The following is a 26,128-nucleotide window of genomic DNA, read 5'->3' as shown; positions in this document are numbered from 1 at the left end:
TAAAATGCTGATCCGACAAGCTTTTCGGTATCGGCATTCAAGCGCGTTCGGGAATGAGACGCGGCAACTGGCGGCCTACCCTAAGGCAGCGAAATTTTTTCTTGTCGCCCTTCGTCGACAACGAGACGGATGTCCTGGCCGCCAGCCGCACTTTCGCGCAACGGCAGGAAAGCGGTCACCGCCTTGACGAAGCTCTGCTTGTCGCCCGCCTCGAATGTACCGCTGATGCGTTTCCTAGCCATTGCCGGAGCGTCCAATATGATCGGCTTGCCGCCATAGCGATTGACCTCGGCGATCGCGTCGTCCAGCGTCCTGTTGTCGAAAACGATCCGGCCCTGTGTCCAGGCGACGACATTGGCGGCGCTGACCGTCTGGACTTGCCGGCTCTGCGGGGGCCAGCGCCATTGCTCGCCGGGCTTTAGCTGAAATGCGTTTCCGTCCGGGGCGACAATGCTGACACGGCCCTCGACGAGGGTGACGGAAATCCGGTCGTCCCAGCGAGCCACGTCAAACTGGGTGCCGATCGCCGTCACCCTCACCTCCCCCGCCGCCACGACAAAGGGGCGTGCGGCGTCGTGCGCCACGTTGAACAGGGCTTCGCCCCTTTCGAGAACGAGTTTCCGCTGGCCTGCACCATAGCGCACACGCAAGCTCGTGTCGGTATTGAGGCGAAGGCGCGAGCCATCCTCCAGCGCGACCGTTCGCTGGGCACCGGGTTCGGTCTGGAAAGTGGAACCCGCCAGGGACATATAGTGGATGCCGGCCGTTACCGCCGCGGCAAGAACGGCTATCGCTGGAATCAGGATCGCGGGCCGAAAGCGCCGCCGGCTGCGGCTGCGAGCGGCGGCTTCCTCGACAGCCCTCAGGATCGAGGGGCGATCACCCGCTTTCCCCGCTTCCGTCCAGAAGCGTTCCGCCTCCTCGAAGGCCTCCGCATTCGGCTTGAACCGGCGCCACGCGAAGAATTCCTTCAACGTGTTCTCGGAGACCGGCAGGGTTTTCAAGCGCGCGAACCACTGCGCCGCTTCTGCACGCCGCCTTTCTGTCGCGATATCCTCGTCGTCCATCCGCCGCGTCTAGCTCCGCAACCTGTTTGCGCACAATTGGATCGCCTTGCCTATTCGCCACTCCACCGTCTTGATGGAAATGCCCAGATGCGCCGCGATCTCCCTGTTCGTCATGTGACGGAACCGGCTGAGCACAAATACATCACGGATGTTCTGGGGCAAATCCAGAATCGCCTGCTCCAATTCCCTTTGCGCTTCCTGTTCCGTCAGCGCCTGCGCGTCGACCCGATCCCGATCGCTCGCGAGAACAAGATGGTGATGCGCGTTTCGCACGACATCGCGGCGGCGGCGGTCGCGAAAGAGATTGAGCGCGATCCGGGACAGGAAGGCACGCGGGTGCTCGACCTCCGCAAGGGATGTGCGGATGATCCGCAGCCAGGTATCCTGCACGATATCGTCGGCTTCCGATGCCGGGATATGGAGCGAACGCCGCAGGAAGGCATGCAGCCAGGAAGAATGGGACGCGTGCCAGGCGCGGAGCGAATCTTCCTCCTCCGCCCCCTTGTCCCGACCGCTTCCAATCTTGATGACGGGTTTCGCCATCGCGCCGACCTCCTTGCGAACAAAGGGGCGCGATAATGCGTAAAGTGGAACACCCATGCGCGGGCGTCGGCGTGGCGCCTGCAATGGCGCAACGATCCAGGCGGCCATGACAGCCACAAAGGCTCCAACGGTTATCCCGCTGAAGCGCTTTTCTCTGCATAGGGGGTTCCACGCCCCTGCCGCAGGCCTCCCTGCGGTAGGAAGAAACTGTCTTATTCGCACAGGCCTGACAAGCACAACTTGACATGCGTGCCTTACGCTGCCGATGGCAGACGCGAGGAAGGGGCGGGCGTTGGAACCTCCTATGCAAGAAGCCCGATACTGGCCGGACACGCCCAAGCGCTGCCACACCCCTCCCGGCATTCAAGTCCGGTCCATTCGCGGCGCCGGGGACAGCGTAACAGGATAGGCCTACCCGTACAACGCAGCGTCAAAGGAAAGGCTGTAAAGCCGATCTTTAGCCTGTCAGCAGCCCACTCGGCGAACCCAGCCGGGAAGCCTCGTCCAATCCATCAACAAGTCATACCAGAAGGAATTGCCGTCAAATTGGAAAATAAAGCGTCCCGCTCTTACCATTGATTGACAGCAGCTCAGATGCCTCTAAGTCCCTGATTAACAGGGGCAATAAAGTGGGGCATCATGTCGCTCTATCGGCGCATGCGTAATCGTGCATTTCTGACTTCCAGCATCGTAGCGATGAGTGCGGTTTCCGCCAACGCCTATGGAGCCTGCTCACCGGATCCCACGATCCCCGCTGCCCAGACCATCTGTAGCGGAACCGACAGCGACGGCCTGTCGGTGATGACCACAACCAATGTCCTCGTTCAATCTGGCGCCTTGGTGCTGCCGGGCAGCGGCAGCGCGAGCATCACTCTCGCCAGCATCAATTCGCTGCGCGTTTCAGGCACTGTTGATGGCAATGGCGTCAATGGCGTGCTGGTCACGAATACCGCGCCCTATTGGGGGATGTTGGATCCCTATGCCGGGGCCTCCCCCAGCTATGGACAATGGGGATGGATCTATCCCGGGGCTGTCGCTTCGATCATGGTCGATGCCGGCGCCACCATTTCAGGAAGCTCCGCGATCAGGCTGGCCCAGCGGCCGGACAACAGCCAAGGAAGCATCCTGCTCACGCTGGACAATTCAGGCACGCTGACCGGTACCGCCGGTCCGGCGCTTGTGCTGCAGGCCGGCACCAGCATAAATTATATGCGCAATTACGCGACGGGCGTGATTGGGGGCATTTCCGGCAATGTCGGGTCCCTGATCAACGATGGGATCATCGACGGCGGCGCAGGATCGGCCATTCAGAACATGGGCAACGGCCCGATCACGAACCTGGGCACGATCCGGTCTACATCCGGGAACGCCACGCTTTCGCTACAATATAGCTCGATCAGCAATACCGGGCTGATCGCAAATTACGGCTCGGGCAGCGCCATCCAAGCGTCGAGCGGGCTATATCTCGACAATCGAGGGGACATTGTCGGTTCCATCCGCATTTCGGGCAGCCAAACGTCGACCATCGACACTTCTCAAGGCACAGTTTCAGGCGACATCGTCTTTGACGGGGGCGACGACCTCTTCTATGGCGGCGCTTATGATCCGACGCTTGGCCGCTTCGCCAATGTAAGCGGTACGGTCGATGGGGGCGCAGGTATTGACACTGTCGCTCTAACCCTCACCCAGAACGCCAGGCTGAACGGCGCGAACATGCCGCTCAATTTCGAGCGGTTCCAATTCACGCTCGGCAATGATGCGCGGGTCGAACTGAACGACGGGTTCAATCTGGATCATGGCGTCGGCCTTGGCGGAACAGGCACCCTCGTCATCAATCGCGACGCCACGAGCGAAGGATCTCTTGTAACGGGGATCTATGGCTATCCCTCGACGATCGGCCTGATCAACAACGGCAATCTTACCGCCAATATGGCGAACGCAAGCACCTATGCCATCAGCTTGAGCAATCTGGGCCTTGGCGAGAATAACGGCACCATCACTTCCGTCGGCGGCGCCGGCCTGCTGCTGTCGACATCTTATGGCAACAGCAATAGCGGCTTTACCAATAAGGGGACGATCGTGGCGGACGGCACGGCCGTTTCCATGGCGGGCACACTCACCAACACCGGCACCATCCGTTCCAATGGCGGCATCGCGGTAATCAACAGCTATACGACAGCAGGCAGCGACTCGTCGAACAGCGGGAATATCGAAGGCAAGACCGCCGGCGTCCGCATCGACAGCGCCAGTTTCGTCAACAGCGGCACGATCAGCGCTTCGTCCGGCCTAGGCGTCGATCTGGGCTATAATGCCCGGTTCGACAATCGTGCAGGTGGCATCGTGACGGGAACGACCGCCGCCATTGGCGTTTCGGGCTATGCCTATCAGACGGTAGTGCGCAACGCGGGCACCATCAACGGCGATGTGCGCCTGATCAGCAATGGCGGCTATGACAGCGCCAACGATATCTTCATCGATAATGGCGGAACGGTGAACGGCAATCTGCTGCTGGGCGGTGGCGACGACTATCTGATCACGGATTTCAACCGACAAGGCAATTTGGCCGGCGTGACGGGGACCATCGATGCCGGTACCGGCTTTGACACCATCCGCTATCGCGTGAATAGCGACGTCACAACGACACTGATCGCTCCCACCGGCTTCGAAGCGGTTGGCTTCGAGCTTGCGGACAGTCACACGCTTGACCTCCAATCAGCGGCATTTCAGGATCTCGCGCTGTCTATCGGCGGCAAGGGCAAGGCGACCATCAACGCCGATCTCAGCCAAACCGACCATGTCGTGCTCGACCTTGCTCCTGTGACGACAGCCCAGTTGGTGGGGGACGGCAGCATGCTGCGCAATGAACTCACCGTCACCAGCAAGGGGAACATCTCCGTGACGTCGAACAACGGTTATGCTTATGGGCTGGCCGCGGTGAATGCCGGAACCGCCACCTTCGAAAATGCGGGGACGATCAGCGTGACAGGTTCCGGGGACTGGTATCAGCCCTATGCGATCATGGGCGGCAAGCTGGTCACCAACAGCGGAAGCATAGCGCTGGACGGCGCGACCGGCATTTCCGGCACAACCCGATTGATCAATAACGGCACCGTCAGACAGGAAAGCGACGCCCGATCGTCCTCCGCCATCATCGGCGTATCGTCGATTGTGAACAATGGAACCATCAGCGTCGATGGGACGGCGATCGCCGGCTACGGCTTCTTTTCTTCGGCTCCCAAGATTGACAATAGCGGCCTGATCGAAAGCCGCGCGGATATCGCGATCAGTTCGAGCTATACCTCGATCGTCAATCAGGCTTCGGGTATGATCCGGGGTCAGACCATGGCTATCACCGGCGAATCCGGGATGTCGGTCGTCAATGCCGGGACGATCGAAGGCGATGTCGTCCTCGGTTCGCCCTATGGCTGGTACGGCAGCCGCAGCACCTATGTCGCCAATGGCGGCACATTGAACGGAGACCTTCGTTTCGGATCGACGTGGGATGTCCTGCTCACCCGAGAGGGCATGACGGGGGTGAGCGGCACTATCGATGCGGGCGACGGATTCGATCTTTTCGGCCGCTTTTACACCGCAAATGCATCCACGACGATCGGCGGCGCCCTTCCCACCAGCTTTGAAGGAGAGCTGGTTGAATCCATCGGTCCAAACAGCGTGGTGACGCTGACCGGTGCCGATGGCGGTCGTGGCCTGCGGGTCGCTGGAGACGGTCAGATCGTCAACAGGGCCATCATTGGTGGCCTGCTGGTGGCTACTTACGATGCAAGCATGGCGGCCGATGGCATCGGCGTCCTATCCTCCTTCATCAATGAAGGCAGGTTGGATGGCGGCTTCACCGGGGTCGTTCACTCCTTCAGCAACAAGGGTATGATCAACGGGTCGGTCGATCTCGGCCTGGAAGATGCGACGGCTCGAAACGAGGGGACGATCAACGGCGACGTCCGCCTGAGCAGCGGCGACGAACGCTTCATCCAGAAGCTTTCCGCGCAGATCAACGGCTCGATCTATGGTGGAAGCGGGAACGATACGGTTCTGCTCGACATGGACGCAGGCGGTACGCTGGATGCCACCTCATTCGAGAAGTTCGTGGAATTCGAGCATTTCGGCGTGACCGGTTCCGGCCCCATCGCGACGCAAGGCCTATTGCAGATCGACACACTGCAACTGGACGGGCAGTTCGAACTGCAGGCCGGTTCGACATTGCAGACACTGGGACCGGTTGCAGTGACCGGCAGCACCGGCCCCGATCATCTCATCAACCACGGCACCATCATCGGCGACGTCGATCTTGGCGATGGCGACGATCGTTTCGATTTCTATCAGGGATCGTCGGTCAGCGGGATCGTTTCGGGCGGTACGGGTGCCAATCAGCTCTCTCTCTATTATAATAACGACGGTACGAGACAGGCCATAGACCTTAGCCCTTATCAGCAGTTCCAGCGGCTTACGCTGGAAGGCGGCATCGGCACCCTGGCGGGCAATATCAGTTTCGATCATATCGACGTGAATGCCGGTCGCCTGATCGGCCTCCCCGGTTCCACGATCTCCGCGAGTAACGGCGTCACCGTGGCAAACGGCGCCACCTTCGGCAGTGCAGGAACCGTGAACGGCGCAATCAGTGTCAATGGGGTCCTGTCACCAGGCGCATCGCCCGGCACGATGACGATCAACGGCAATGTCGCGTTGAATGCTGGCTCTATCACGATGTTCGAGATGACCCCGACGGTCAGCGATGCGGTCGTAATCAACGGCAAGCTCGCCATCGGCAGCGGTTCAACCTTCCAACTGACGGGCGAGCGGCCGCTCACGCCCGGGATCGTCTATGATCTGATCACGGCTTCGGATGGTATCAGTGGCCAATTCACCACTATCGACAAGGCAACGAGCGTCCTCGGGTTCATTCGCCAAACCGATACGGCCATCCAGCTTTTGGGACAATTCCAGCTTCCGGTGGGCGCCAATGCCCAAGTCGCAAGGACAGTGGATTATGTAAACGGGCTGCTGGTTGCAGGAACCGCCAGCACGGGTCTGCTTGATGCCGCCCCCACCATGATCGATGGCAACGGAGCCGCCAATCCTCAACTCTTTGCCCGTCTTAATCCCGAAGCCTACGCCTCCGTGCTCCAGACTGGTGTGGAAAATGGCCTGGCGCTCAGCGTTGCACTGCGGTCTACGGCATTTGCCGCTCCGGCGGAGAATTCCAATTGGTTCGGCTTCGGTCAAGCCTTCGGTGCTTGGCGGCGTTTGCCCGGTTATTCCTTAACCGGCGTCTCAACAGCGAACGTCAGGACAAGCGGGCTGTTTGGCGGCATCGGCTATGGCACGCAAGATATGAGCTTTGGTGTCTTTGTCGGGCATGTTGATGCGCGGCAGAATATGAGAGCTATCGGCGCCTCGAACGATGCGGACGGCATCGTGGCCGGCGCGATGGTCAAAGCCAGAAGTGGGAATTTCGATCTGAGTCTTGCCATGACCTATGATGACAGCAAGACGGATACGAAGCGCAGCATCATGAACGCGATGGATGCTAATTCGCGCTACAAGCTACGGACATGGACCACAGACTTCGCGGCGGCCTATCGCTTCCCGGTTGGCGACGGCCTTTCCCTGAAACCGCAAATTGGCTTCACGCATATAGAGAGCAGACGGGCAGCCCTCAGCGAGGCTGGAAATGAGCCCTTCCTCCTCGAGGTCACCGGCAAAACGCTCAAGGCAAATTTCATCAGCGGCGACCTTTATCTCGGCGCTGATGCGGTCAAGCGCGTGCGGCCTTGGCTCTCCGTAGGCATTCGCCACCAGCTCAGCGGACGGGTTGGTACCGCCATCGGGGCGTTCATGGGCAATAGCGAGACATTCACGGTGACAGGTGCAAGCCGCGATAGAACGTTGGCGACAGTCAGCGGTGGCGCCGCTCTGGATGTTCTTGACCATCTAACATTGAGCCTGAGCGGCCGAACGGAATTCGGTGCCAAAGCCAGTGGTCAAAGCGCAATGGCTGGATTGAGGCTCACCTTCTAGTGGAGGACGTGACGTGGTGGGTTGGACGGTCCCCGCGCAGAAGCCGGTGTAAGATGCGGCTAGCGGTGTGGGGCTCGTCCACCCAGCCGCAGCGCGTAGCTGCCATAGAGGATGATCTTGTGGATGCGGCCCGCCTTACGCTTGCCGGTCGCAAGATTGTTGGCGTCCCCGAATTCCTCGAAGATGATCTGCACCACGCGCTCAGCATCAGCTCCCGACGCCATCCGATCCGCTTCATCTTCTTGAGAACGGCGATGATCCCAGGGATCGTAGGAATAGCCATATTCGTCCCGCATGAGCCGCATCAACGTCGCGCGGATCCGCCCCCATACGAAACGAAGCGGAAAGTCGACGCCGAAAAGATGGCTGACCGCGGCAGCGGCATAGTCTCGGAAGCGGAAGACCAAACGGCCAGATCAAAATCAGCCCGAACGCTCTTGAGGAAATCGGCAAGATATGGCCGCCACTAGACATGGTAACCGAAAACCTAAAAATCTGCGGCCCGGTCGAGCGCTTACTCCCATGCATGCATCAGCATTTCATCCAGCTCGAGGATGAGCAAGGGCCTGTCCACGTTGGGCGCTTCCCTGTCCATCGAAGTCGCGTAGCCGATTCCGGCCCAGGGACATATGTGGACAAGAAGCTGGCGAGCATCGCGCGGAATAATGACCTGAGTAAATATGTGCTGTGATTCGGGAGCGGCGCTCGCCTGATCGGCGTAGCGCCGCTCTCCATTGCATCACGGCAGGATCACGATCTCGTCCATCGCGCCCAGCGCCATCGGCTTATTGCAGCGAAATCCGAATAGCCCTTTGCAATCTCTCTTGCTGCGGCTAGCAGTTCGGAATCTTCACTATGGCGCGGACCGTGACAAATCCTATCAAGCTGATCAAACCTCGCCGCTTTTCCGATGACAGGGGCTGGTTTTCTGAGACCTATGTCGACACGCGCTGGGCGGAGGCCGGGGTCGATGTCCGGCTGGTGCAGGACAACCATAGCTATTCCGCACCCACGGGGACCATAAGAGGCATTCATTTCCAGAAGCCACCGCACGCGCAGGCCAAGCTGGTTCGGTGCATCCGCGGCCGGATACTCGACTATGCAGTCGATCTGCGCGCTGGCTCGCCAACCTATGGCCAGCATGTTTCCGCCGAACTCAGCGCGGAAAACGGCCACCAGCTTTTTATACCGGTCGGTTTCGGGCACGCTTTCGTGACCCTCGATCCCGATACGGAGGTCATCTACAAGGTTTCGGACTATTACGCGCCAGATTGCGACGGCGGCGTGCGGTGGAATTGCCCAGACATCAATATCCACTGGCCTTTGCCGGCCTCCGGCCCGGTCCTGTCGGCCAAGGACGAGACGCTCCCGACTCTGGCCGAATTCGATAGCCCTTTCCAATATACAGGTGAGCCGCTCGCTTCTATCGAGCGGTGAACTGGATTCACGCCCAATACGAGGGGTCATAATGCGCATATTGGTCACCGGGGGAGCCGGTTTCATCGGCTCGGCGCTCATCCGCCATCTAATCGCGGATAGCGACCATGAGATACTGAACCTCGACAAGCTCACCTATGCGGGCGTGCTATCGTCGCTTGCTCCCGTTGCCGCAGATCCCCGTTACCGTTTCGTGCAGGGTGATATCTGCGATGCGCCGCTCCTGACACGTCTGCTGACAGAATTCCAGCCTCAGGTGATTGCTCACCTCGCTGCGGAAAGCCATGTCGATCGCTCCATCGACGGCCCGGGCGAGTTCATTCAGACCAATATCGTCGGCACCTATACGATGCTCCAGCAGACGCTAGGCTATTTCCGCAGCCTGGATAGCACCGCGCAGGCCGCATTCCGCTTCCATCATATCTCGACCGACGAGGTGTTCGGATCTCTGGGCGAGACGGGCTATTTTACCGAGACGACGGCCTATGATCCACGCTCGCCCTATTCCTCGTCAAAGGCGGCATCGGATCATCTCGTCCGGGCGTGGGGCCATACCTATGATTTACCCGTCCTGATAACCAATTGCTCGAACAATTACGGCCCCTATCATTTCCCCGAAAAGCTGATTCCGCTCATTATCATCCGTGCGCTGACGGGCGCGCAACTCCCGGTCTATGGCAATGGCAGCAATGTACGGGACTGGCTGTTCGTGGAGGATCACGCCCGTGCCTTGCGAACGGTCTTCGAACGGGGCAAGCCGGGCGAGACCTATAATGTCGGCGGCAATTCCGAACGGCGCAACATCGATGTCGTGAACAGCATTTGCGCCATCATGGACCGCCTCCTCCCCCGCGACGATGGCCGTTCCTATAGTGAGCAAATTCATTTCGTCGCGGACCGGCCGGGTCATGACCAACGTTATGCGATAAACGCGAGCAAGATACGTGATCAACTCGGCTGGCAACCGTCCGTCACCTTTGAGCAGGGCATAGAGGCCACGACCCGTTGGTATCTCGACAACAGGTCATGGTGGCAGGACATCTTGGACCAACGCTACACCACGGAGCGGCTGGGCCTCGAAAAGGTCGGCTGACAGTCGACCACCCTGGCCTGAACTAACCTTAATCAGAGAGTATGGACTGAAACATGAAGGGGATCATTCTGGCAGGCGGCACAGGAAGCCGGCTGCATCCGATGACACTGGTGACCTCCAAGCAACTCATGCCTGTCTACGACAAGCCGATGATCTACTATCCACTGTCCACTCTGATGCTGGCAGGGATCAAGGAGATATTGCTGATCTCCACCCCCCGCGACATTCCAGCGTTTCGGGCCTTACTGGGCGATGGCAGTCAATGGGGTCTGGACATCCAATATGCCGAGCAGCCAAGCCCCGATGGTCTCGCCCAAGCCTATATCATCGGCGCGGACTTCGTGCGGGGCGGACCATCGGCGCTCATTCTGGGTGACAACATCTTCTACGGTCACGGCATGAACGAGATGTTCGGCAAGGCTTTGACCAAGACGAATGGCGCGACCGTCTTTGCCTATCATGTCACCGACCCCGAACGTTATGGCGTGGTCGAGTTCGACGAACAGGCACGGGCTTTGTCGATTGACGAGAAACCGGCAAACCCCAGATCGAACTGGGCGGTGACGGGTCTGTATTTCTACGATGAGCAAGTCGTCGATATAGCCGCGGATCTGAAGCCATCGCCGCGAGGCGAACTGGAAATCACCGACATAAACCGCGCCTATCTCGAACGTGGCGAGTTGTCGGTCGAGGTCATGGGGCGCGGTTACGCCTGGCTGGACACCGGAACACCGGACAGCCTGATCGAAGCGGCGGAATTCGTGCGTGTCCTTGAAAAGCGCCAGGGCTTCAAGATCGCCAGCCCGGAAGAAATTGCGTGGCGAATGGGCTTCATCGACGATACCCAACTACAGCGTCTGGCCGCAGACTTGGGCAAGTCGGCCTATGGCGCGTATCTGAGAGGACTTGCCTGAACCATCAGGCAAGCTCCTAACACTTCACCCTATAGGTTTGCATTCTGGATCGTGATAGCCGGGAAGATCAGTGACGACAGGATATTCACGAATTTCTGAAGGTCCGCGATCGGCGCGTTGGAAACGTACAGCACGTCCTTGTCGCGAATGGGCAGGCTCTGCGCGATGAAGAAGGTCGCCGGGTCCTTCATGTCGATGCGATAGATGACCGGCACCTTGCCATCCGGGGTCATGCGCGCGCCTGCTGCCATGGCAGGATCGAGCGCCGCCGGCGTTTCAAGCCGGAAAATGAAAACGCCGCGCACATCCGCCCGGTCGTCGCGCAATCCTCCCACCCGGCCAAGAGCCTGAGCCAGGGTGATACCATTACCCTCAAACGGAATTTCGCCGTTGCCGCCCATCGCTCCAAGTGCAGTGAAGCTGAACGGCTGATAGAGTGCCGTCACGACATCGCCAGGTTGCAGATACACGTTCTGGGCGGGATCGGCGATAATCGTCGAAAGGGCCAGAGACGTTGTGCGCGTGCCGCGGCTCACCTGTATGGTCATCTTGCCGACGGGTTGCTTGGCGCCACCCGCGCCCGCCAAAGCGTCGAGGACGCGCTCGCCCTTCGCCGTAAGGGGCAACCGGGTATTGGTCACCACGTCGCCCACGACCGTCACTTCGCGGGTCGCGTTACGGACAAGGCGGACAATGACCTGCGGATCATGGGCTTTCCCGGAAAGGCGCCCGACAATATCCCGCGCAATGTCCTGCGGCGTCCGGCCAGCCGCCAGAACCGATCCTGCAAAGGGAACGGTCACGCGGCCGTCTGTACCGACCATCTGCTCCGGCATATTCGTACTTTTCGCCACCTGACTATTGGCGGGATTGACCTCTGTCGCGCCGCCGATGGTTCCGCCGAACAGCGCCGCCGGGGGAGCCTCCCAAATCACGATGTCGAGAATATCCCCTCGCCCCACCACCGTGCTGTCCGGTGCACCCTGACCCAGCACTTCCGAGAAAAGCGCGGCCCGGCTGCCGGCAACCATCTGGCGCGCAACGCCGTCGGTGACGTCGATGACCTTTATGTCAGCGTTAGCGACAGTATGACCTTCCGCCCGTACAATGGTTCGCGACGACGGTCCGACCGCTGGCATCATTCCGCAGCCACCGAGCGATACCAACATGGCCGAGAGACACGCACCGCGCAGCGCCCGCGACCGGGCAGCGCCAAGGAAAAAGGAGATCAACATCATACTCCGGGACTATATTCGCGCTAGCCTTAGCCCACTCTCATGCCACTTTCCATCCCGCTGAAGAACCCCTCGCCGAATTCTACCCCGGTTCCCCAAATTCCGCTTCCACCCCTCTTGTCTCGCGCTATGTCGAGAAGAAGCGTTGACACAAAAGCTGTTGAAACCGATCCATCGCGGAGTTATTCTGTCCGGCACGAACATCCAGATTTCATGCTTTAATGACATCAATCACAACGTAATATTTTTTGAATATTACTAGATGAATGCTAGAAATACTGGAATACTATTGTAGAGGCGTACTTGGCAAAACATCTGATTGAGTTGGACCATAATTCCAGTGAACAAATTATGGCCCATGACCATGAAGTCATCGAGTTGGAAGCCCACGCGCTCGACTCTCTTGCCCGATCCCTGAACGAACAATTTATAATCGCCTGCCATGGCATCCTCCATTGCAGTAGCCGTGGGCATGGACCTGGCGGACGTCCGCCAGGTCCTGCTTCAGATCAGGGAGGCATGCACGGTCGACATCACATCGACCACCGTGCAATTGGCTCTGGGCGATGCACTGGCACTGGCACTGGCACTGGCAGTCATGGATTTGCGCGGCATTTCCCGCGATCATATTCGTATCCTGCATCTCGGCGGTGTGATCGGCTTCCGATTGATGCCGGTATCGCAAATCATGCATGGCTCGGAACGCATTCCGATCCGGCCAAAGCCCTGTGTGACGGACCGAGCGCGCTTTGACTTGCAGATCTGGAAGACTTCCTACACCCTTTGCTGGCGATAGATACGGTCGTGAAAGCAGGAGCAGCGACCCCTCCTTTGTGACGTCAGTCTACACATCAGGACAATGATACGGATGAACCCGCCGCCGCGCCGGATCGATCACTGGATCGCGGGACACGGCCTGCGCGCGGCCCTGAGATTGGTTTGGCTGAAGCAATGGCTGCCCAGAGATCATCGGCATTGGCTGGAAACGCCCCCGCCTTTCGATGCCTGGCTGTCCGTCAACGGCGCAAGCCGGCGCGCCGACGAAAACCTGATCGCCGCGATGACCGCTCGAAGCGCCCGCCTGCCAAGCCTATCGGTGGTGATGCCCGTCTATCGCCCGGCGATGGACATGCTGACCGCCGCCATAGGCTCCGTCAGAGAGCAGGTCTTCGAGGATTGGCAACTCTGCATCGTCGATGACGGGAGCAGGGACCCGGAGCTTGCGACCTATCTCGCCAACCTCGCCAAGAGCGATCGGCGGATCCGCGTTGCCACCCATCCCAGCAATCAGGGCATCGGCGCCGCCACGAACAGCGCAGCCGCGTTGGCTGACGGACAGATACTGCTGTTCCTCGATCAGGACGACCTCCTGTCCCCGGACTGCATCGCCCGGTTCGCGATTCATTTCAGCGACTTTCCCGAGTGCGACCTCGCCTATTCCGATAGCGACAAACTGGCACCGGACGGTCAGCGCAAGTCACCGACGTTCAAACCCGGCTGGTCGTCGACCTTGCTGCTGTCCTACATGTACTTCAGTCATGCGATGGCGGTTAGGCGAGAGCTGTTCGAGACGCTGGGGGGCATCCGGTCCGAATATGACGGCAGCCAGGATTTCGACTTCGCCCTGCGCGCGTCCGAGATCGCACGGCGCATCGATCATATTCCGCAGATACTCTATCACTGGCGGGAAAGTCCGGGATCGACCGCCCTATCCGGGAACGCGAAGCCGCAAAGCATTGAGGCGGGGCGGCTCGCGGTGACCGACGCCTTGGCTCGCCGGGGATTGCGTGCGACCGCAGAACAGCCGGGCTGGGCGCGCGACGCCCATCTCGGCCTGTTCGAACTCGCTTTCGCCCCCCCCACAAGTTCGATCAGCGTGGTGATTCCCGTCCCATCCCGGGAGACCAACCTCAGTGCTCTCCTCTCCCCGCTCAGGACCGGAGGGACACAGGTGGCCGAAATCATTCTCTGCTCACCGGATTCTCTCGATAACGCGGCACTGGATACACTGGCGGGCTTCGCCCCGATTCACCACTGCAAAGCGCCCTGCCCGGCAGATGATCTGGCCAGCCTGCTGAATTTCGGCGCGCAAGCCGCGCGCGGCGACTATATTCTGTTCCTGTCCCAACCCTCACATCCAATGCGCGAAAATTGGCTGGCAAACATGGCCGGATATTGCAAGGCGGCCGATGCTGGCGCGGTCGGCGCCCGCATCCTTTCGGACGATGAACGCGTCGATCATTCCGGCTTCTGCGCCGCCGATGGCGCCCCCACGGTCTTGCCGAGTTTTCGAGGCCTGCACGCGACCCAGCCCGGCTATATGTATCTCGCCAGGGTAACGCGCGAATGTGCGGCAGTCAGCGCGACCTGCCTGCTCGTTCCCAAGGATATTTTTATAGCGACGGGCGGCTTTCCTTCTGGGCTTGGCTCTGCGGATGCCTGCGGCCTGCACTATTGCGCGACTCTCACGCGTAAAGGCAAGACGACGTTGCTGTGTGCAGCGGCCGAATTGACGCTCGATCCGAAGCAAGCGGCCTCCGCCCGCCCCTGCCTCCCTCCCATGGGCACCGACGCGCTATCCGACAGCTTCTACAACCCCAATCTAGGCAACAGCCAACCGCTTTTCCGACCCGCAGCGCGCCGCGTCGCCCTCGATGCCCCTGCGACCCCCATCCATGTCGTCTTCGTCTCGCACAGCCTGAACCGCGAAGGCGCGCAGATCACGCTGTTCGACCTCATAACCGGCCTCCAGTCGCAAGGGTCGTTCCGCTGCACGGTCATCGCACCGAATGACGGCCCGCTCGCCGCGGACTTTCGTGCGCTCGGAATTGCCGTCCATATGTTCGACAAGCCGCCAAGACGCGCGTCGCCCGACCGCTACTGGACCGATTGCAACAGGCTGCGCGAACTGCTGGAGCATCTGGAAGCGGAGGTCGTGCTGGCGAACACGCTGGATATGCACATTGCTGTTCATGCGGCATCTCTGGCGGGCATCGGCGTGCTGTGGTGGCACCATGAAGCGGGTATTTGGCACCGCTATTTCCGCCGCGCACCCCTGCGCGTGCGTGCATTAGCCTATGCCGCCTTCGCCCAAGCCTATAGGGTGATCTTCGTCGCAGAGGCCACCCGCAGGGCATGGATGCCCGTGTCCACCCGGCAGAATTTTCACGTCATCCGCCACGCCATTCCCCCTGCCCGCCTGTCTACCGAAACCGGACGATGGCATCGCGCTGATGCACGCGCGGAGCTGGCGGTGGAAGAAACCGACATCCTCATTCTGGCCGTCGGCAGCCTTTGCGCGCGCAAGGGACAAGAGGATCTCATCCGCGCCGTCACATCGCTCCAGGAAGACAGCCTCGCCCGCGTTCGCATTTTCATCGTGGGAGCGCCCGTCGAATCACCGTATCTTAATCGCCTGAACGCCGAACTCGCGAAACTCGCGCATCCCGTCCGTGCACGCATCACCATCACGGGTGCAGTGGAAGACGTGACGCTTTTTTACGCGGCGGCAGATCTTTTTGTCTGCTGCTCGCGGCAGGAAAGCGCGCCGCGCGTGCTGATGGAGGCCATGGCTTTTCGGCTGCCGATCATCAGCACGGCCGTCGATGGCATTCCGGAAATCGTCCGGCAGGATTGGAACTGCCTATTCTACGATCCCGGTCAGACCGATCAACTGGCGGCACGAATCGAATGCCTTGTCCATGCATCGGCAGAACGCACCCTCCTCGGCCAGCGGGGCCACGCTCTGTTGTCGGAAATCGGCGATTACCAAAGTATGGTTTCGGCCTTTGCCTCGGCCCTGATCGAGGCATCTCTCTTGCAAAAACAGGACTGAACGGTCTTGCGAAGCCGGGGGGATTCCGTCATTGCCTATCGGCGCAGCAGCGCACACGCAACCGCGCAATTCTGGAGTAGTATTTTGGGAGCGAAGACCATCGGGGGCAATGCCGATCGGCCTGCACCGGGTGGTGACGAGCCGTCGGCTGATGATTCTCCCCCGATCATTGCCCAGGAGTTGAAGAATATTCGGTGCGAGCTCACCGAACTGAAACTCACCCTTGCGCGCATGAAATCGAACAAGCGTCAGCCGCTTTCCGTCAACGAACGTCTGACTGCTATCGAGCATGCGGTAGCAAGAGCAAATGACGCATCGGCCCAGGTCGAGGAGGCCCGCTCGCGCCAGAGGGACGCCGAAGACCTGCTGGGACAGGTCAGGCAACTTCTGGCGGCAACCGCCCAGAAGCTGGCACAGGCTGAAACGCGCCTTCACCAGCAGGACAGTGAAGCGGAGTGGTTGCGCGCGAACAGCGGACGCGCAGACGAATTGACTAACGAGATCAATGCCCTGCGCTATCGATGCGAGCAGGCGGAAAGCGCCATAGTCCGCCTGCGGAATTCGGTGAGTTGGCACGTGACCAAGCCTCTGCGCTGGATCGGGAACCGATATGGCAAATTCAATCGGGGCCGCCGCTGATGTCCAACGCCATGGATCGCAGCGTCGACATACTCTTCCTGATCGGCTGCTGGGAAGGAGAGTCGAAACGCTATCGGGTGTACAATATCGCCGAGGGATTGAATTCCCTAGGATATAACACGGAAGTCATGGATTTCAACCGCGGCGGCGATATTGTCGACCGGAATATCTGCCCGAAGGTCATCATCTTTTTCCGGTCCCCTTTCGATCCGTCCAAACGGGTCGTCGAGCTACTCGAATATTGCCGCGTCCATCGCATCGACACAGTCTTCGACGTCGATGATTATGTCTTCGAACCTGGTATCATCGAAAGCATAGCTGGTGTCGCAGCATTGAACGCTGACCAGCGGCGGGACTATGAATGGGGCGTGCGCGCCTATCGCTCACTCCTGTTTTCCTGCGGCAAGGGTACGACCACCACGCCTTTTCTGGCCGAACGTATGCGCGAACTCGGCCGGGACGCGCATGTGGTGCCAAACAGCTTCAACGCCGCGCAATTGTCCTTATCGGAAGCCATATTGGCTGCGCCACCGCCCTGCGATGGCAAAATACGGATATGTTATTTTTCCGGCTCGAACACCCATGGGCGGGATTTCCAGCAATGCGCCGCCGCCTTGCAGGGCCTGTTGCGCCGCCACCCGAATATCATCTTTCGCCTCGTCGGCATGCTGGACCTTGATGAAAGCTGGGTTCCCTTTGCGGAAAGAATTGAGCGAAGGGGCTTCATGCCTGCGCTCGACATGCTACAAAACATGGCGGAGTGCGCCATCAATATCGCGCCGCTCGAAGAAGGTGACGTCTTTTGCGAAGGCAAAAGCGAACTGAAATTCTTTGAAGCCGCGCTCGTGGAACTGCCGACAGTTGCCAGCCGCACCGGACCTTTCAAGGCCGCGATAGAGGATGGCGTGACCGGCTGTCTCGCATCAAGCCTGTCGGAGTGGGAAGACAAACTTGACGACCTCATCCGTTCCGCCGAACTTCGCGCCCAGATCGGCAAAGCTGCCCGCAAACACGCGCTTGAGGCATTTTCAACGGAAACGGCAGCGCGCAAGGCGATCATCGCTTACGATCTTCCCGCGCCAACACCGGCCGCAGCGCATCACTTAAAGGACCGGCTTAAAATCGGCTGGATCGTGCCCGGCCTCATTATTGGCGGCGGCGGACATCGCAACATCCTGCGCGCGGCCTATCATCTGGAACAGTTCGGCCACGACGTCAGGCTGTATTTCTCCGACACCTCTCTCAGCGATACGGAACTGCGTCGCGGGGTACAGGAGCATTTCTACCCGTTCGAGGGGCGGGTCCGGCGGTTCACCGGCCAGGCCAATGGCGAAGACGTGTTGATGGCGACCCACTGGTCGACAGTCGGTCTGGCGGAATCCGTCCGCTCGTCTGTCGGCCAAATCTTCTATTTCGTGCAGGATTTCGAACCGGCCTTCTACCCCATGGGGTCGGAATATATCCTCGCGGAAAACACCTATCGCAAAAACCTCTACGCCATCACCTCCGGTCCCTGGTGCGCGCAGATACTGCGTCGTGACTATGGGATGGAGGCGGACTCCTTCCAATTTCCGGTCGATGAGTCGATTTACAATCGGACAGCAGGCAAGGGACAGGAGCGCGCCAAGCGACTGATCTTCTTCGCGAAGCCCGAAATGGAACGTCGATGCTTCGAAATCGGCAGAATGGCCCTGCACCATTTCCATCGCCTCCGGCCCGACTATGAAATCCTGTTCTTCGGATCGAGCGGCGCAAAAAACCATCGACAGGACTATCCCGTCACCTATCTGGACGTCGTCCCTACCCTGGAGGATCTAGCTCAACTCTATGCCACATCGACGGCTGGCCTCGTCTTTTCGACGACCAACCCCAGCCTCGTTCCCTATGAGATGATGGCCTGTGGACTGCCTGTCGTGGATCTCGATCGGCCTGGCAATGAGGTCAATTACGACAATCGACGCGACATCGCACTGCTGACCGATGCAGATCCTTCACGCATGGCGCAAGCCATCGCAAACCTGCTAGACGACCCCGTACAACTTGCGTCGCGAAGCGCGGCAGGGCTGAATTTCGCATCGACCTTCCCCAGTGAGCGCGAGATGGCCGAGCGTATCGAGCAGCTTTTGACCAGCAGACTCAAAATGCTGTCGGAACGTCAGGCATCATCCTCTTCCATCCCAAATTCTAACTAAAAAGGGCCAATATGTCAGTTCATCTTATCACGGGTGGTGCAGGCTTCATCGGCGTCAATCTAGCCAAGGCCCTTTTGGATCGCGGCTTCCGCGTGGTCGCGCTGGACGATCTGTCGCGTGGCAGGCGCGAGACGATGAAGGATCTGCTGACGAACCCGGACTTCTCTTTCATCAAGGCGGATTGCAGCGATCCCGATATCCTCGATACGGCCCTCGACACGTTGGAGATCGACGAAATCTGGCATATGGCCGCTAATTCTGACATTCCGGCTGGGGTCGCCGACTACCGGGTGGACCTGCGCCAGACCTTCCTGACGACGGTCGCGATCCTCGATGTCATGAGGCGCCGGAATATCGGCATGCTCCACTTCGCCTCCAGTTCCGCCATTTACGGCGATCTGGGCGATCAGAAGATACACGAGGATATCGGCCCGCTCCAGCCGATCTCCAACTATGGCGCGATGAAGCTTGCATCCGAAGCGCAGATACGCGCAGCGCACGAAGCCTTTGTCGCAAAGGTAAGCATCTTCCGCTTTCCCAATGTCATCGGCATCCCCGCAACGCATGGCGTGATCCTGGATTTCATCCAGAAGCTGAAACGGGACGCCGGTCGGCTTGAGGTTCTGGGCGACGGAACGCAGCAAAAAGCGTATCTGCACGTTCTGGACCTGGTGGCGGCCATGCTGCACATCCGCGACCTGAATATCCCTTACGCCGTATTCAACATCGGCCCGACCGACGACGGCATCACCGTGCGCTCCATAGCCGAGCGGGTCCGCGATCAGACCGGGGGCAAGGCAGAATTGCACTTCGGCCAAGGCAATCGCGGCTGGGTCGGCGACGTTCCCCGTTTCCGCTATTCTGTCGAACGGCTGATGGCGAGCGGATGGGCGCCGACGATGAGTTCCGAGGCGGCCATGCACCGCTCGGTCGACGAGATCATCGCGCAGGAAGCCAGCGCATGACACAGGCCGTCATCCTCGCCGGAGGCAAGGGCACGCGCCTCGCGAGCCGGCTCAACGGCAAACCGAAGCCGTTGATCGACGTCGATGGCGAGCCTCTGCTCAAGCGACAGATCGACAGCCTGATCCTGAACGGCATCGACGACGTCGTCATTCTGGTCAATCACGCGGCCGATCAGATTCAGGCATTCGTGGACGAGAACCAGTTTTCTGCCCGGATAACGCTGATCGACGACGGCGAGCCACGCGGCACGGCGGGCGCCACACTCGCATGCTTCGACCAGCTTCAGGACCGCTTTATCGTTATCTACGGCGACACACTGTTCGATGTCGATATTCGGCATATGATCGATGTCCACGACCGGTCTTCCGCGGTGGCCACTCTATTGCTTCATCCGAACGATCATCCGGCGGATTCCGATCTTGTCGAACTGGATGCAAACAAGGTTATCACCGCCTTTCATTCCTACCCCCATCCCGACGGGGCATACCTCCATAATCTGGTGAACGCGGCTCTCTATGTCGTGAATAAAGCCCCGCTGGCATCATGGATCGACCGCTTTCCGGTCGGCGATTTTGCAAAGGACCTGTTCCCCGCAATGGTCGCGTCCGGGCAGAAACTGGCGGGATATATTTCGTTCGAGTATATCAAGGACATCGGCACGCCGACCCGGCTGGACAAGGCGGAACGGCACCTGCAAACGGGTGTGGTCGCACGAGCGCGCCGCGAAACGCCGCAAAAAGCGGTTTTCGTGGACCGCGACGGCACGTTGAACGCCCTGCGCGATTACGTGCGCAAACCCGATGACCTGGAAGTCTTCACCGGCGCGGGCCAGGCACTGAAGCGCCTCAACGATGCCGAATATCGCGTCGTTGTCGTCACGAACCAACCGGTTCTGGCGAGGGGCGAGTGCGACTGGCCGGGCCTGAACCGCATTCACGCCAAGCTGGAAAGCGAACTGGGACGGGCGGGCGCCTATCTCGACGCCACCTATGTCTGCCCCCACCATCCCCACAGCGGCTACGCAGGCGAGGTGCCGGAACTGAAGATCGGCTGCACCTGTCGCAAGCCGGGGACCGCGATGATCGAACAGGCTGCGGCCGCCATGAACCTCGACTTGTCCGCGTCGTGGATGATCGGAGACAGCACGGCAGACATTGCCATGGCCAATCGTGCAAATCTGCGCTGCATATTGGTCGAGACCGGCGAAGGCGGCCGGGACGGCAAATGGCCTGCCGAACCGACCGCGATTGCGCAGGACATTGTGCAAGCCGTCAACATCATCCTTTCACACTGAAGCCGCGCTTTAACAAACGGAACAGCCACTGTGATCATCAGCCGAACCCCTCTTCGCATGAGCTTCGTTGGAGGAGGCAGCGACCTCCCTTCCTATTATCGCAAGTATGGCGGCGCAGTGCTCAGCACCGCGATCGACAAATATGTGTACATCAGCATCAACCGAAAATTCGACGGTGGTATCCGGCTCGCCTATTCCAAGACCGAGGAAGTCACCCGGCTGGAGGATATCGAGCACGAATTGCTTCGCGCCGCATTTGAAATGACCGGGATGCGCGGCGGCGTCGAGATCACAACCACCGCCGACATTCCGTCGCGTGGTACGGGCCTTGGTTCCTCCTCCACCTTCTCCGTCGGACTGCTCAATGCCATAGCGGCCTATAGTGGAGTCCATGCATCAGCTGCGGATCTCGCGGCCCGCGCATGCGAGGTGGAGATCGAGCGCTGTCACCAGCCCATCGGCAAGCAGGACCAATATGCCGCTGCCTTTGGCGGTTTCAACGTCATCGAATTCAACCCCGACGACAGCGTCAGCGTCAGTCCGATCATCATGCGCCGGGACATTCGCGACCTTCTGGAGCAGCGGATCATCGTCTTCTATACGGGCATTACGCGCAGCGCCTCCGCAATCCTAAGCGCACAATCGGTGGAATCCGGCAGCGATAATGACAAGCAGGCCGCGCTCAAACGCATGGTTGAACTTGTCTATGTGATGCGCGACGAACTGTCGCAGGGCCATGTCGACAGCTTCGGTCATATCCTGCACGAAAACTGGTCGCTCAAGAAGACGCTGACCTCGGGTATTTCGACGCCCGCGATCGACGAGTGGTATGCGCAGGGCATGGGCGCCGGTGCGTTGGGCGGAAAGCTGCTGGGTGCCGGCCAAGGCGGGTTCATGATGTTCTACGCGCCGCGCGAACGTCATGAAGACATTGCCAACGCGGTCGGCCTTCGTCAGGTACGGTTCGGATTCGAGCCGCTTGGCAGCCGTATTCTATTCTATAACCCCTTATAAATAGCTGGAGCCAAAGTGACGTATTTCCCCGATCGCATTTTCCCCGAAGCAGCGCCTTATGCGAGCGAATATTTCGCACGCCTCAATGCTGCCTCCGCCACCATCAACCCCGATTCCCTGAACGCCGCCGCAAAACTGATCCTCGACACGACCAAGGCGGGCAAGCGCATCTACTCCTGCGGCAATGGCGGCTCGGCTGCCATCGCCAACCACCTCGTCTGCGACTGTTTGAAAGGCATCCGTAGCGACACCGCATTGCGGCCGAAGGTGCACAGCTTCTCGACCACGGTCGAACTGATCACTGCCATCGTCAACGATATCGGCAGCGAGGAGATGTTTTCTTTCCAGCTGTCGTCCATGGCAGAGACAGGCGACCTGCTGATTGCGATCAGTTCATCCGGCTCGTCGCCCAATATCATCCGGGTACTGGAACTGGCCCGCACCATGGGCGTGCGGACCATCGCCATGACCGGCTTTACCGGCGGACAATCGGCCCAGATTGCGGACGTCAGCCTGCATGTCGAGTGCGAAAATTACGGCATTGTCGAGGATGTCCACCAGTCGCTGATGCACATCCTGGCACAATATTGCCGCCATCGCGAAATCGATGACCCGGCCAAGCTCGGCCAGGTCAAGTTTTAATCAGGCGATTTTCTTTCGACCCCCGGTCACGGCATCGAATTCTGCGACCATATAGCCCTCGATGAGGCGCACCATCTCCACCTCGGTGGGGAATTCGGTCGCATATTCAATGCCGCGACGACTAAGGTCAGCGGCCTTCGCGCGATTGTCCAGAACCGCGTAAATCTTGTCCGCAATGTCTCGCGGGCTAGCCGCCGCCAGCATGCAATTGTCGCGGCCACCATAGCTAACCTCATTGCCGTTAACGTCGAGATCGACCACTGGCAGTCCACACGCCATCATCTCAAAAGGAACAAGAGATGGGTTGGTGGTGGAGAAGCAAACCCCCACATCGACAGAGCGATAAAGGTCACCCAGATCTTCGATCTGCGGCGTCATCCCGATATTGGTGAACGGGAACGGCACATGCTGAAACTTGTCCGAATGATCACCGTAGAACAGGATTTCGACGTCCGGGCGCTCACGCTTGACCAGTTCCAGCGCTGAAACGCCCAGAGGATAGCAGCGACGCGGCATGTCAGGCCGTGCGAAATAGGCGATGCGACCAGGCCCATCATAACGACGCTCGGCAGGCGGATAATAGATATCTCGGTCGAGCGGGAAGCGGAAGAAAGACCCCTTCTCTATTCCCCACTCCTTCTCCAGCATACGGAGCGGCCAAGGGCCGGAGGTGATCGGGTAAAAGCCGAAACGATAGGTTTCGCAGGCGCGCACATAATCCGTCCCCATGGGGAAAAACATCGGCTCATAATCCTGCAGGAAATAGACGTGGAGCGGCGCTTTATGCGCATTTTCCTTCACGATATAAGCGGTCGTCCAATAGGTGCAGACCAACACGTCGCATTCCGGAATGTCGTTGACGCCGTGATGGACGGATTCCGTCTTCAGGTCGAAGAACTCCTTTGTGATGAAATCCCGGATTTCATCACCGTGGCTGAAACGATGGTTGTCAGGCAGGACGTGCAGCGAGCAAGAGTGGCCAAATTCCGCAAGATACCGAATGGCGCGGAAGATATTGCGATGCCCGCCCGATGCCTCGAACGGCTGCGGAATGACCCAGGCAATGCGCAACCCGGCCCCTTTGCGTCCCGTCAGCGGGGTCGCCGCCATTCGGTCCGTCGGACGATTTTCCAGGCGGTGCAAGCCGATGATCTCCGAATAGACATCGTGCAGCTTGCGGCCGATCTGAGCCGGATAGCGTTCACGGCCCACATCTTCGCGCGCTGCGCTGCCGAGGCGATCGCGCAGTTTGCGGTCGTCGAGCAAAAGCTTAAACGCCGCGTACCATTCGTCGGCGCTCTCCGCAATCAGGCCATTGACGCCATGCTCAATGCTATCCTGAAAGGATCGGATAGGCGAGGCGATCGTCGGCACGGCCGACAGCGCCGGCTCGACATATTTCAGGTCGCTCTTGGACTGGCAAAATGGGCTGGCAGGCTCGAACGGCGCGATGTTCACATAGGCGCTCGCCGTCTCTATCACCAGATTCTTCCAGTCCATATGCGGAACCCGGATCACCTTGTGCTGCAGCCCCGGCAAGTGGGTATCCACGTCGAGATAGCCCACGAGCTTGAGGTAAACATCGTCATATTCGGTCAGAATGCGGCGCAGCGCCACGACGGCTTCTGCGAAATCCTGCTCATGGGTCTTGGTACCGCTCAAATAGGTGATGAACCGGACGCCGCCTTCATAGGGTCGCACGATGCTCGCGATCTCGACCTGACGGTCGTTCACGCCGAAGGGTATGATCCAGCTCCGCTTGCCACTGACCCTCTCTGCTTGCTCGGCGAGAAAAGACGTGGATACCGTCACATAATCAGAGGCCAGCATGACGCGCTCCATGCTGCGCATGCCCTCCATATAGTCCCGTTGGCCAGCGGCGTTCATCTTCCGATAGGCATCGATCTGGCTCGCCATCGAGGGATCGAACACCAGGTCGTCAATGTCATAGACGGTGGGGATCCCCAATCGCTTGAGAATCGCGAACATCCGATCCACACGGTCGCTGTGCCCGCCCCGGAAGTTCACGACAATCGAGAATTGCCGCAGATACGTCTCCTCCATCGCTTCGGAATGAATGTCCCAAAGCCATTCGGCACCGACGCCCATCGCCTGAAGCGCTTCGATGTGATTGAACACCCGATAGCGCGCGCTGGGCCCCTCATTGCAGCCCAAAATGAACAGAACCCGCATTTTCTGGGCTGCCTCCGAACGGTGAAACAAATCAGACAAATCTTACCCCCCAAGCGCTGCCCGTTCCTATAACGAGGTTTGCTCCACATCAATTGCTGAAACACGGACCTTGCTCACAACAGCGAAGGCAGTCCGATCAGGTTCCCGACAGGATCAGGTCGATTTTCTCCCTGCTGCCCCAAACGGCAGGAGAGTCGTAGGCTCGGTCTGGGAAAGCGCCATATTGCGGACGGATCGCGAGACCCTGGCCGGCGATGAACTGCTCGACCTTGTCTCTCAACGCGACTGGTTCACCCGAACAACAATCGATCACTCCCGTCACAGCCGACTGAAGCGCGGCCTGAGCGATTTGATCGGCCAAATCATCGACTTGAATGAAATCGTGTTTGCTGAGGCCCATTGTGAATGGAAAGCTCTCCTTGCCTTCCGCTTCCCAGCCAATAATCTTGGAAAAGAGCGACTTGTTCCTCTGGTCGTCGCCCAAAATATAATAGACGCGCAGCCATTGAAACACCCCGCCAGCCTTCACGATCTCCAGCCTTGCGGCTTCCCTGAGCGCATTTTTGGCGATGCCGTATAGAGATCGGGGTGCATTGGGCGACGCCTCCGTAATCATGCCCTCCCAATAACCGACCTCATGCATCGTACCGAGACCGACAAAATGCCGAACGCCCGCATCGACAAGCGCACGGACGAAACGCACATGGTCGGGCAAATTATCGATATGGGCCGGAGAATCATGGCTAAAACCATCGCTCCAGGCGAGATGCACGACACATTCCAGCCCTTCCTCAGCGACCAGTTTTCCGACATCCAGTAATGCAAAATCGCTGACTATTTCGCGGGCGCGACTATCGATTTGCGCATTGCCGCGGTGAAGGGCGAGCACCTCGGTGCCCCGGTCAGCCAAGGCACGAACGACATGGGTGCCGATATATCCACCCGCGCCCGTCACCAGTATCTTTGTCATTACGGGAACTCAGTTTAGTAAGGCAGAACAAGGGGCAACCACATGCCCCCAAAGGCTT

General features: G+C 59.3%; 19 protein-coding genes. 12 read left to right on the top strand and 7 right to left on the bottom strand.

Features of this window, described 5'->3' with window-relative positions:
• Positions 1-80 precede the first annotated feature (80 nt).
• Both HUK72_RS13395 and HUK72_RS13390 read right to left on the bottom strand, forming a co-directional pair.
• Positions 81-749: a FecR family protein gene (locus HUK72_RS13395; RefSeq protein ID WP_255325816.1), complete on the bottom strand. Its 669-nt coding sequence runs from the start codon at positions 747-749 to the stop codon at positions 81-83.
• 327 nt (positions 750-1,076) lie between these two features.
• Positions 1,077-1,610 (bottom strand): RNA polymerase sigma factor, encoded by a 534-nt coding sequence (locus HUK72_RS13390; RefSeq protein ID WP_176597204.1) that lies wholly within the window; start codon positions 1,608-1,610, stop codon positions 1,077-1,079.
• A 696-nt stretch (positions 1,611-2,306) separates the two neighbouring features.
• On the opposite strand from HUK72_RS13390, the gene HUK72_RS13385 reads away from it, so the two are divergent.
• Positions 2,307-7,646, top strand: coding sequence for an autotransporter domain-containing protein (locus HUK72_RS13385; RefSeq protein ID WP_176597203.1), 5,340 nt, complete (start codon positions 2,307-2,309; stop codon positions 7,644-7,646).
• A gap of 59 nt (positions 7,647-7,705) precedes the next feature.
• On the opposite strand, the gene HUK72_RS27635 is transcribed toward HUK72_RS13385, so the two are convergent.
• Entirely contained in the window at positions 7,706-8,053 is a 348-nt protein-coding gene (locus HUK72_RS27635; RefSeq protein WP_369805957.1) for a hypothetical protein, read from the bottom strand.
• Positions 8,054-8,513: 460 nt separating this feature from the next.
• On the opposite strand from HUK72_RS27635, the gene rfbC reads away from it, so the two are divergent.
• The 3 genes from rfbC to rfbA are packed head-to-tail and all read left to right on the top strand — an operon-like array spanning position 8,514 to position 11,090.
• Positions 8,514-9,083 carry a dTDP-4-dehydrorhamnose 3,5-epimerase gene (gene rfbC, locus HUK72_RS13375; protein WP_336952687.1) on the top strand — a complete coding sequence of 190 codons (570 nt, stop codon included), beginning with the start codon at positions 8,514-8,516 and terminating at the stop codon, positions 9,081-9,083.
• Between the two features lie 31 nt (positions 9,084-9,114).
• Positions 9,115-10,176 carry a dTDP-glucose 4,6-dehydratase gene (gene rfbB, locus HUK72_RS13370; protein WP_176597201.1) on the top strand — a complete coding sequence of 354 codons (1,062 nt, stop codon included), beginning with the start codon at positions 9,115-9,117 and terminating at the stop codon, positions 10,174-10,176.
• A 53-nt stretch (positions 10,177-10,229) separates the two neighbouring features.
• Positions 10,230-11,090, top strand: a complete 861-nt coding sequence (gene rfbA / locus HUK72_RS13365; RefSeq protein WP_176597200.1) for a glucose-1-phosphate thymidylyltransferase RfbA — start codon at positions 10,230-10,232, stop codon at positions 11,088-11,090.
• 29 nt (positions 11,091-11,119) lie between these two features.
• Here the strand turns inward: rfbA and HUK72_RS13360 are convergent, their stop codons facing one another.
• Together HUK72_RS13360 and HUK72_RS27000 are read right to left on the bottom strand one after the other, a co-directional pair.
• Positions 11,120-12,232 (bottom strand): polysaccharide biosynthesis/export family protein, encoded by a 1,113-nt coding sequence (locus HUK72_RS13360; RefSeq protein ID WP_255325715.1) that lies wholly within the window; start codon positions 12,230-12,232, stop codon positions 11,120-11,122.
• 351 nt (positions 12,233-12,583) lie between these two features.
• A complete protein-coding gene (locus HUK72_RS27000; protein WP_218035969.1) occupies positions 12,584-12,769 on the bottom strand; it encodes a hypothetical protein in 186 nt (61 codons plus the stop codon).
• Here HUK72_RS27000 and HUK72_RS13355 point away from each other — a divergent pair.
• The 8 genes from HUK72_RS13355 (at position 12,768) to HUK72_RS13320 (ending at position 22,907) form a co-directional block, all read left to right on the top strand.
• On the top strand, positions 12,768-13,121 hold the full coding sequence (locus HUK72_RS13355; protein WP_218035968.1) for a hypothetical protein: 354 nt from the start codon (positions 12,768-12,770) through the stop codon (positions 13,119-13,121). The genes HUK72_RS27000 and HUK72_RS13355 overlap by 2 nt on opposite strands.
• A gap of 72 nt (positions 13,122-13,193) precedes the next feature.
• A complete protein-coding gene (locus HUK72_RS13350) occupies positions 13,194-16,160 on the top strand; it encodes a glycosyltransferase (protein WP_176597197.1) in 2,967 nt (988 codons plus the stop codon).
• Positions 16,161-16,244: 84 nt separating this feature from the next.
• A complete protein-coding gene (locus HUK72_RS13345) occupies positions 16,245-16,799 on the top strand; it encodes a hypothetical protein (protein WP_176597196.1) in 555 nt (184 codons plus the stop codon).
• Positions 16,682-18,991 carry a glycosyltransferase family 4 protein gene (locus tag HUK72_RS13340; protein WP_369805956.1) on the top strand — a complete coding sequence of 770 codons (2,310 nt, stop codon included), beginning with the start codon at positions 16,682-16,684 and terminating at the stop codon, positions 18,989-18,991. The genes HUK72_RS13345 and HUK72_RS13340 overlap by 118 nt, the downstream gene beginning before the upstream one ends.
• A gap of 11 nt (positions 18,992-19,002) precedes the next feature.
• A complete protein-coding gene (locus HUK72_RS13335; protein ID WP_176597194.1) occupies positions 19,003-19,956 on the top strand; it encodes an SDR family NAD(P)-dependent oxidoreductase in 954 nt (317 codons plus the stop codon).
• A complete protein-coding gene (locus tag HUK72_RS13330; RefSeq protein ID WP_176597193.1) occupies positions 19,878-21,251 on the top strand; it encodes an HAD-IIIA family hydrolase in 1,374 nt (457 codons plus the stop codon). The genes HUK72_RS13335 and HUK72_RS13330 overlap by 79 nt, the downstream gene beginning before the upstream one ends.
• Positions 21,252-21,308: 57 nt before the next feature.
• Positions 21,309-22,265: a hypothetical protein gene (locus HUK72_RS13325; RefSeq protein WP_218035967.1), complete on the top strand. Its 957-nt coding sequence runs from the start codon at positions 21,309-21,311 to the stop codon at positions 22,263-22,265.
• A 15-nt stretch (positions 22,266-22,280) separates the two neighbouring features.
• Positions 22,281-22,907 (top strand): SIS domain-containing protein, encoded by a 627-nt coding sequence (locus HUK72_RS13320; protein WP_176597191.1) that lies wholly within the window; start codon positions 22,281-22,283, stop codon positions 22,905-22,907.
• Here the strand turns inward: HUK72_RS13320 and HUK72_RS13315 are convergent, their stop codons facing one another.
• Together HUK72_RS13315 and HUK72_RS13310 are read right to left on the bottom strand one after the other, a co-directional pair.
• Positions 22,908-25,100: a glycosyltransferase gene (locus HUK72_RS13315; protein ID WP_176597190.1), complete on the bottom strand. Its 2,193-nt coding sequence runs from the start codon at positions 25,098-25,100 to the stop codon at positions 22,908-22,910.
• A 136-nt stretch (positions 25,101-25,236) separates the two neighbouring features.
• Positions 25,237-26,055 (bottom strand): NAD(P)-dependent oxidoreductase, encoded by an 819-nt coding sequence (locus tag HUK72_RS13310; RefSeq protein ID WP_218035966.1) that lies wholly within the window; start codon positions 26,053-26,055, stop codon positions 25,237-25,239.
• Between the last annotated feature and the right edge of the window lie 73 nt (positions 26,056-26,128).

The organism is Sphingobium sp. 15-1 (assembly GCF_013375535.1).
In the GTDB taxonomy this organism is placed as follows: domain Bacteria; phylum Pseudomonadota; class Alphaproteobacteria; order Sphingomonadales; family Sphingomonadaceae; genus Sphingobium; species Sphingobium aromaticivastans.
The sequence above is the reverse complement of the archived record's forward strand: the minus strand, read 5'-3'. Positions and strand labels throughout refer to the sequence as shown.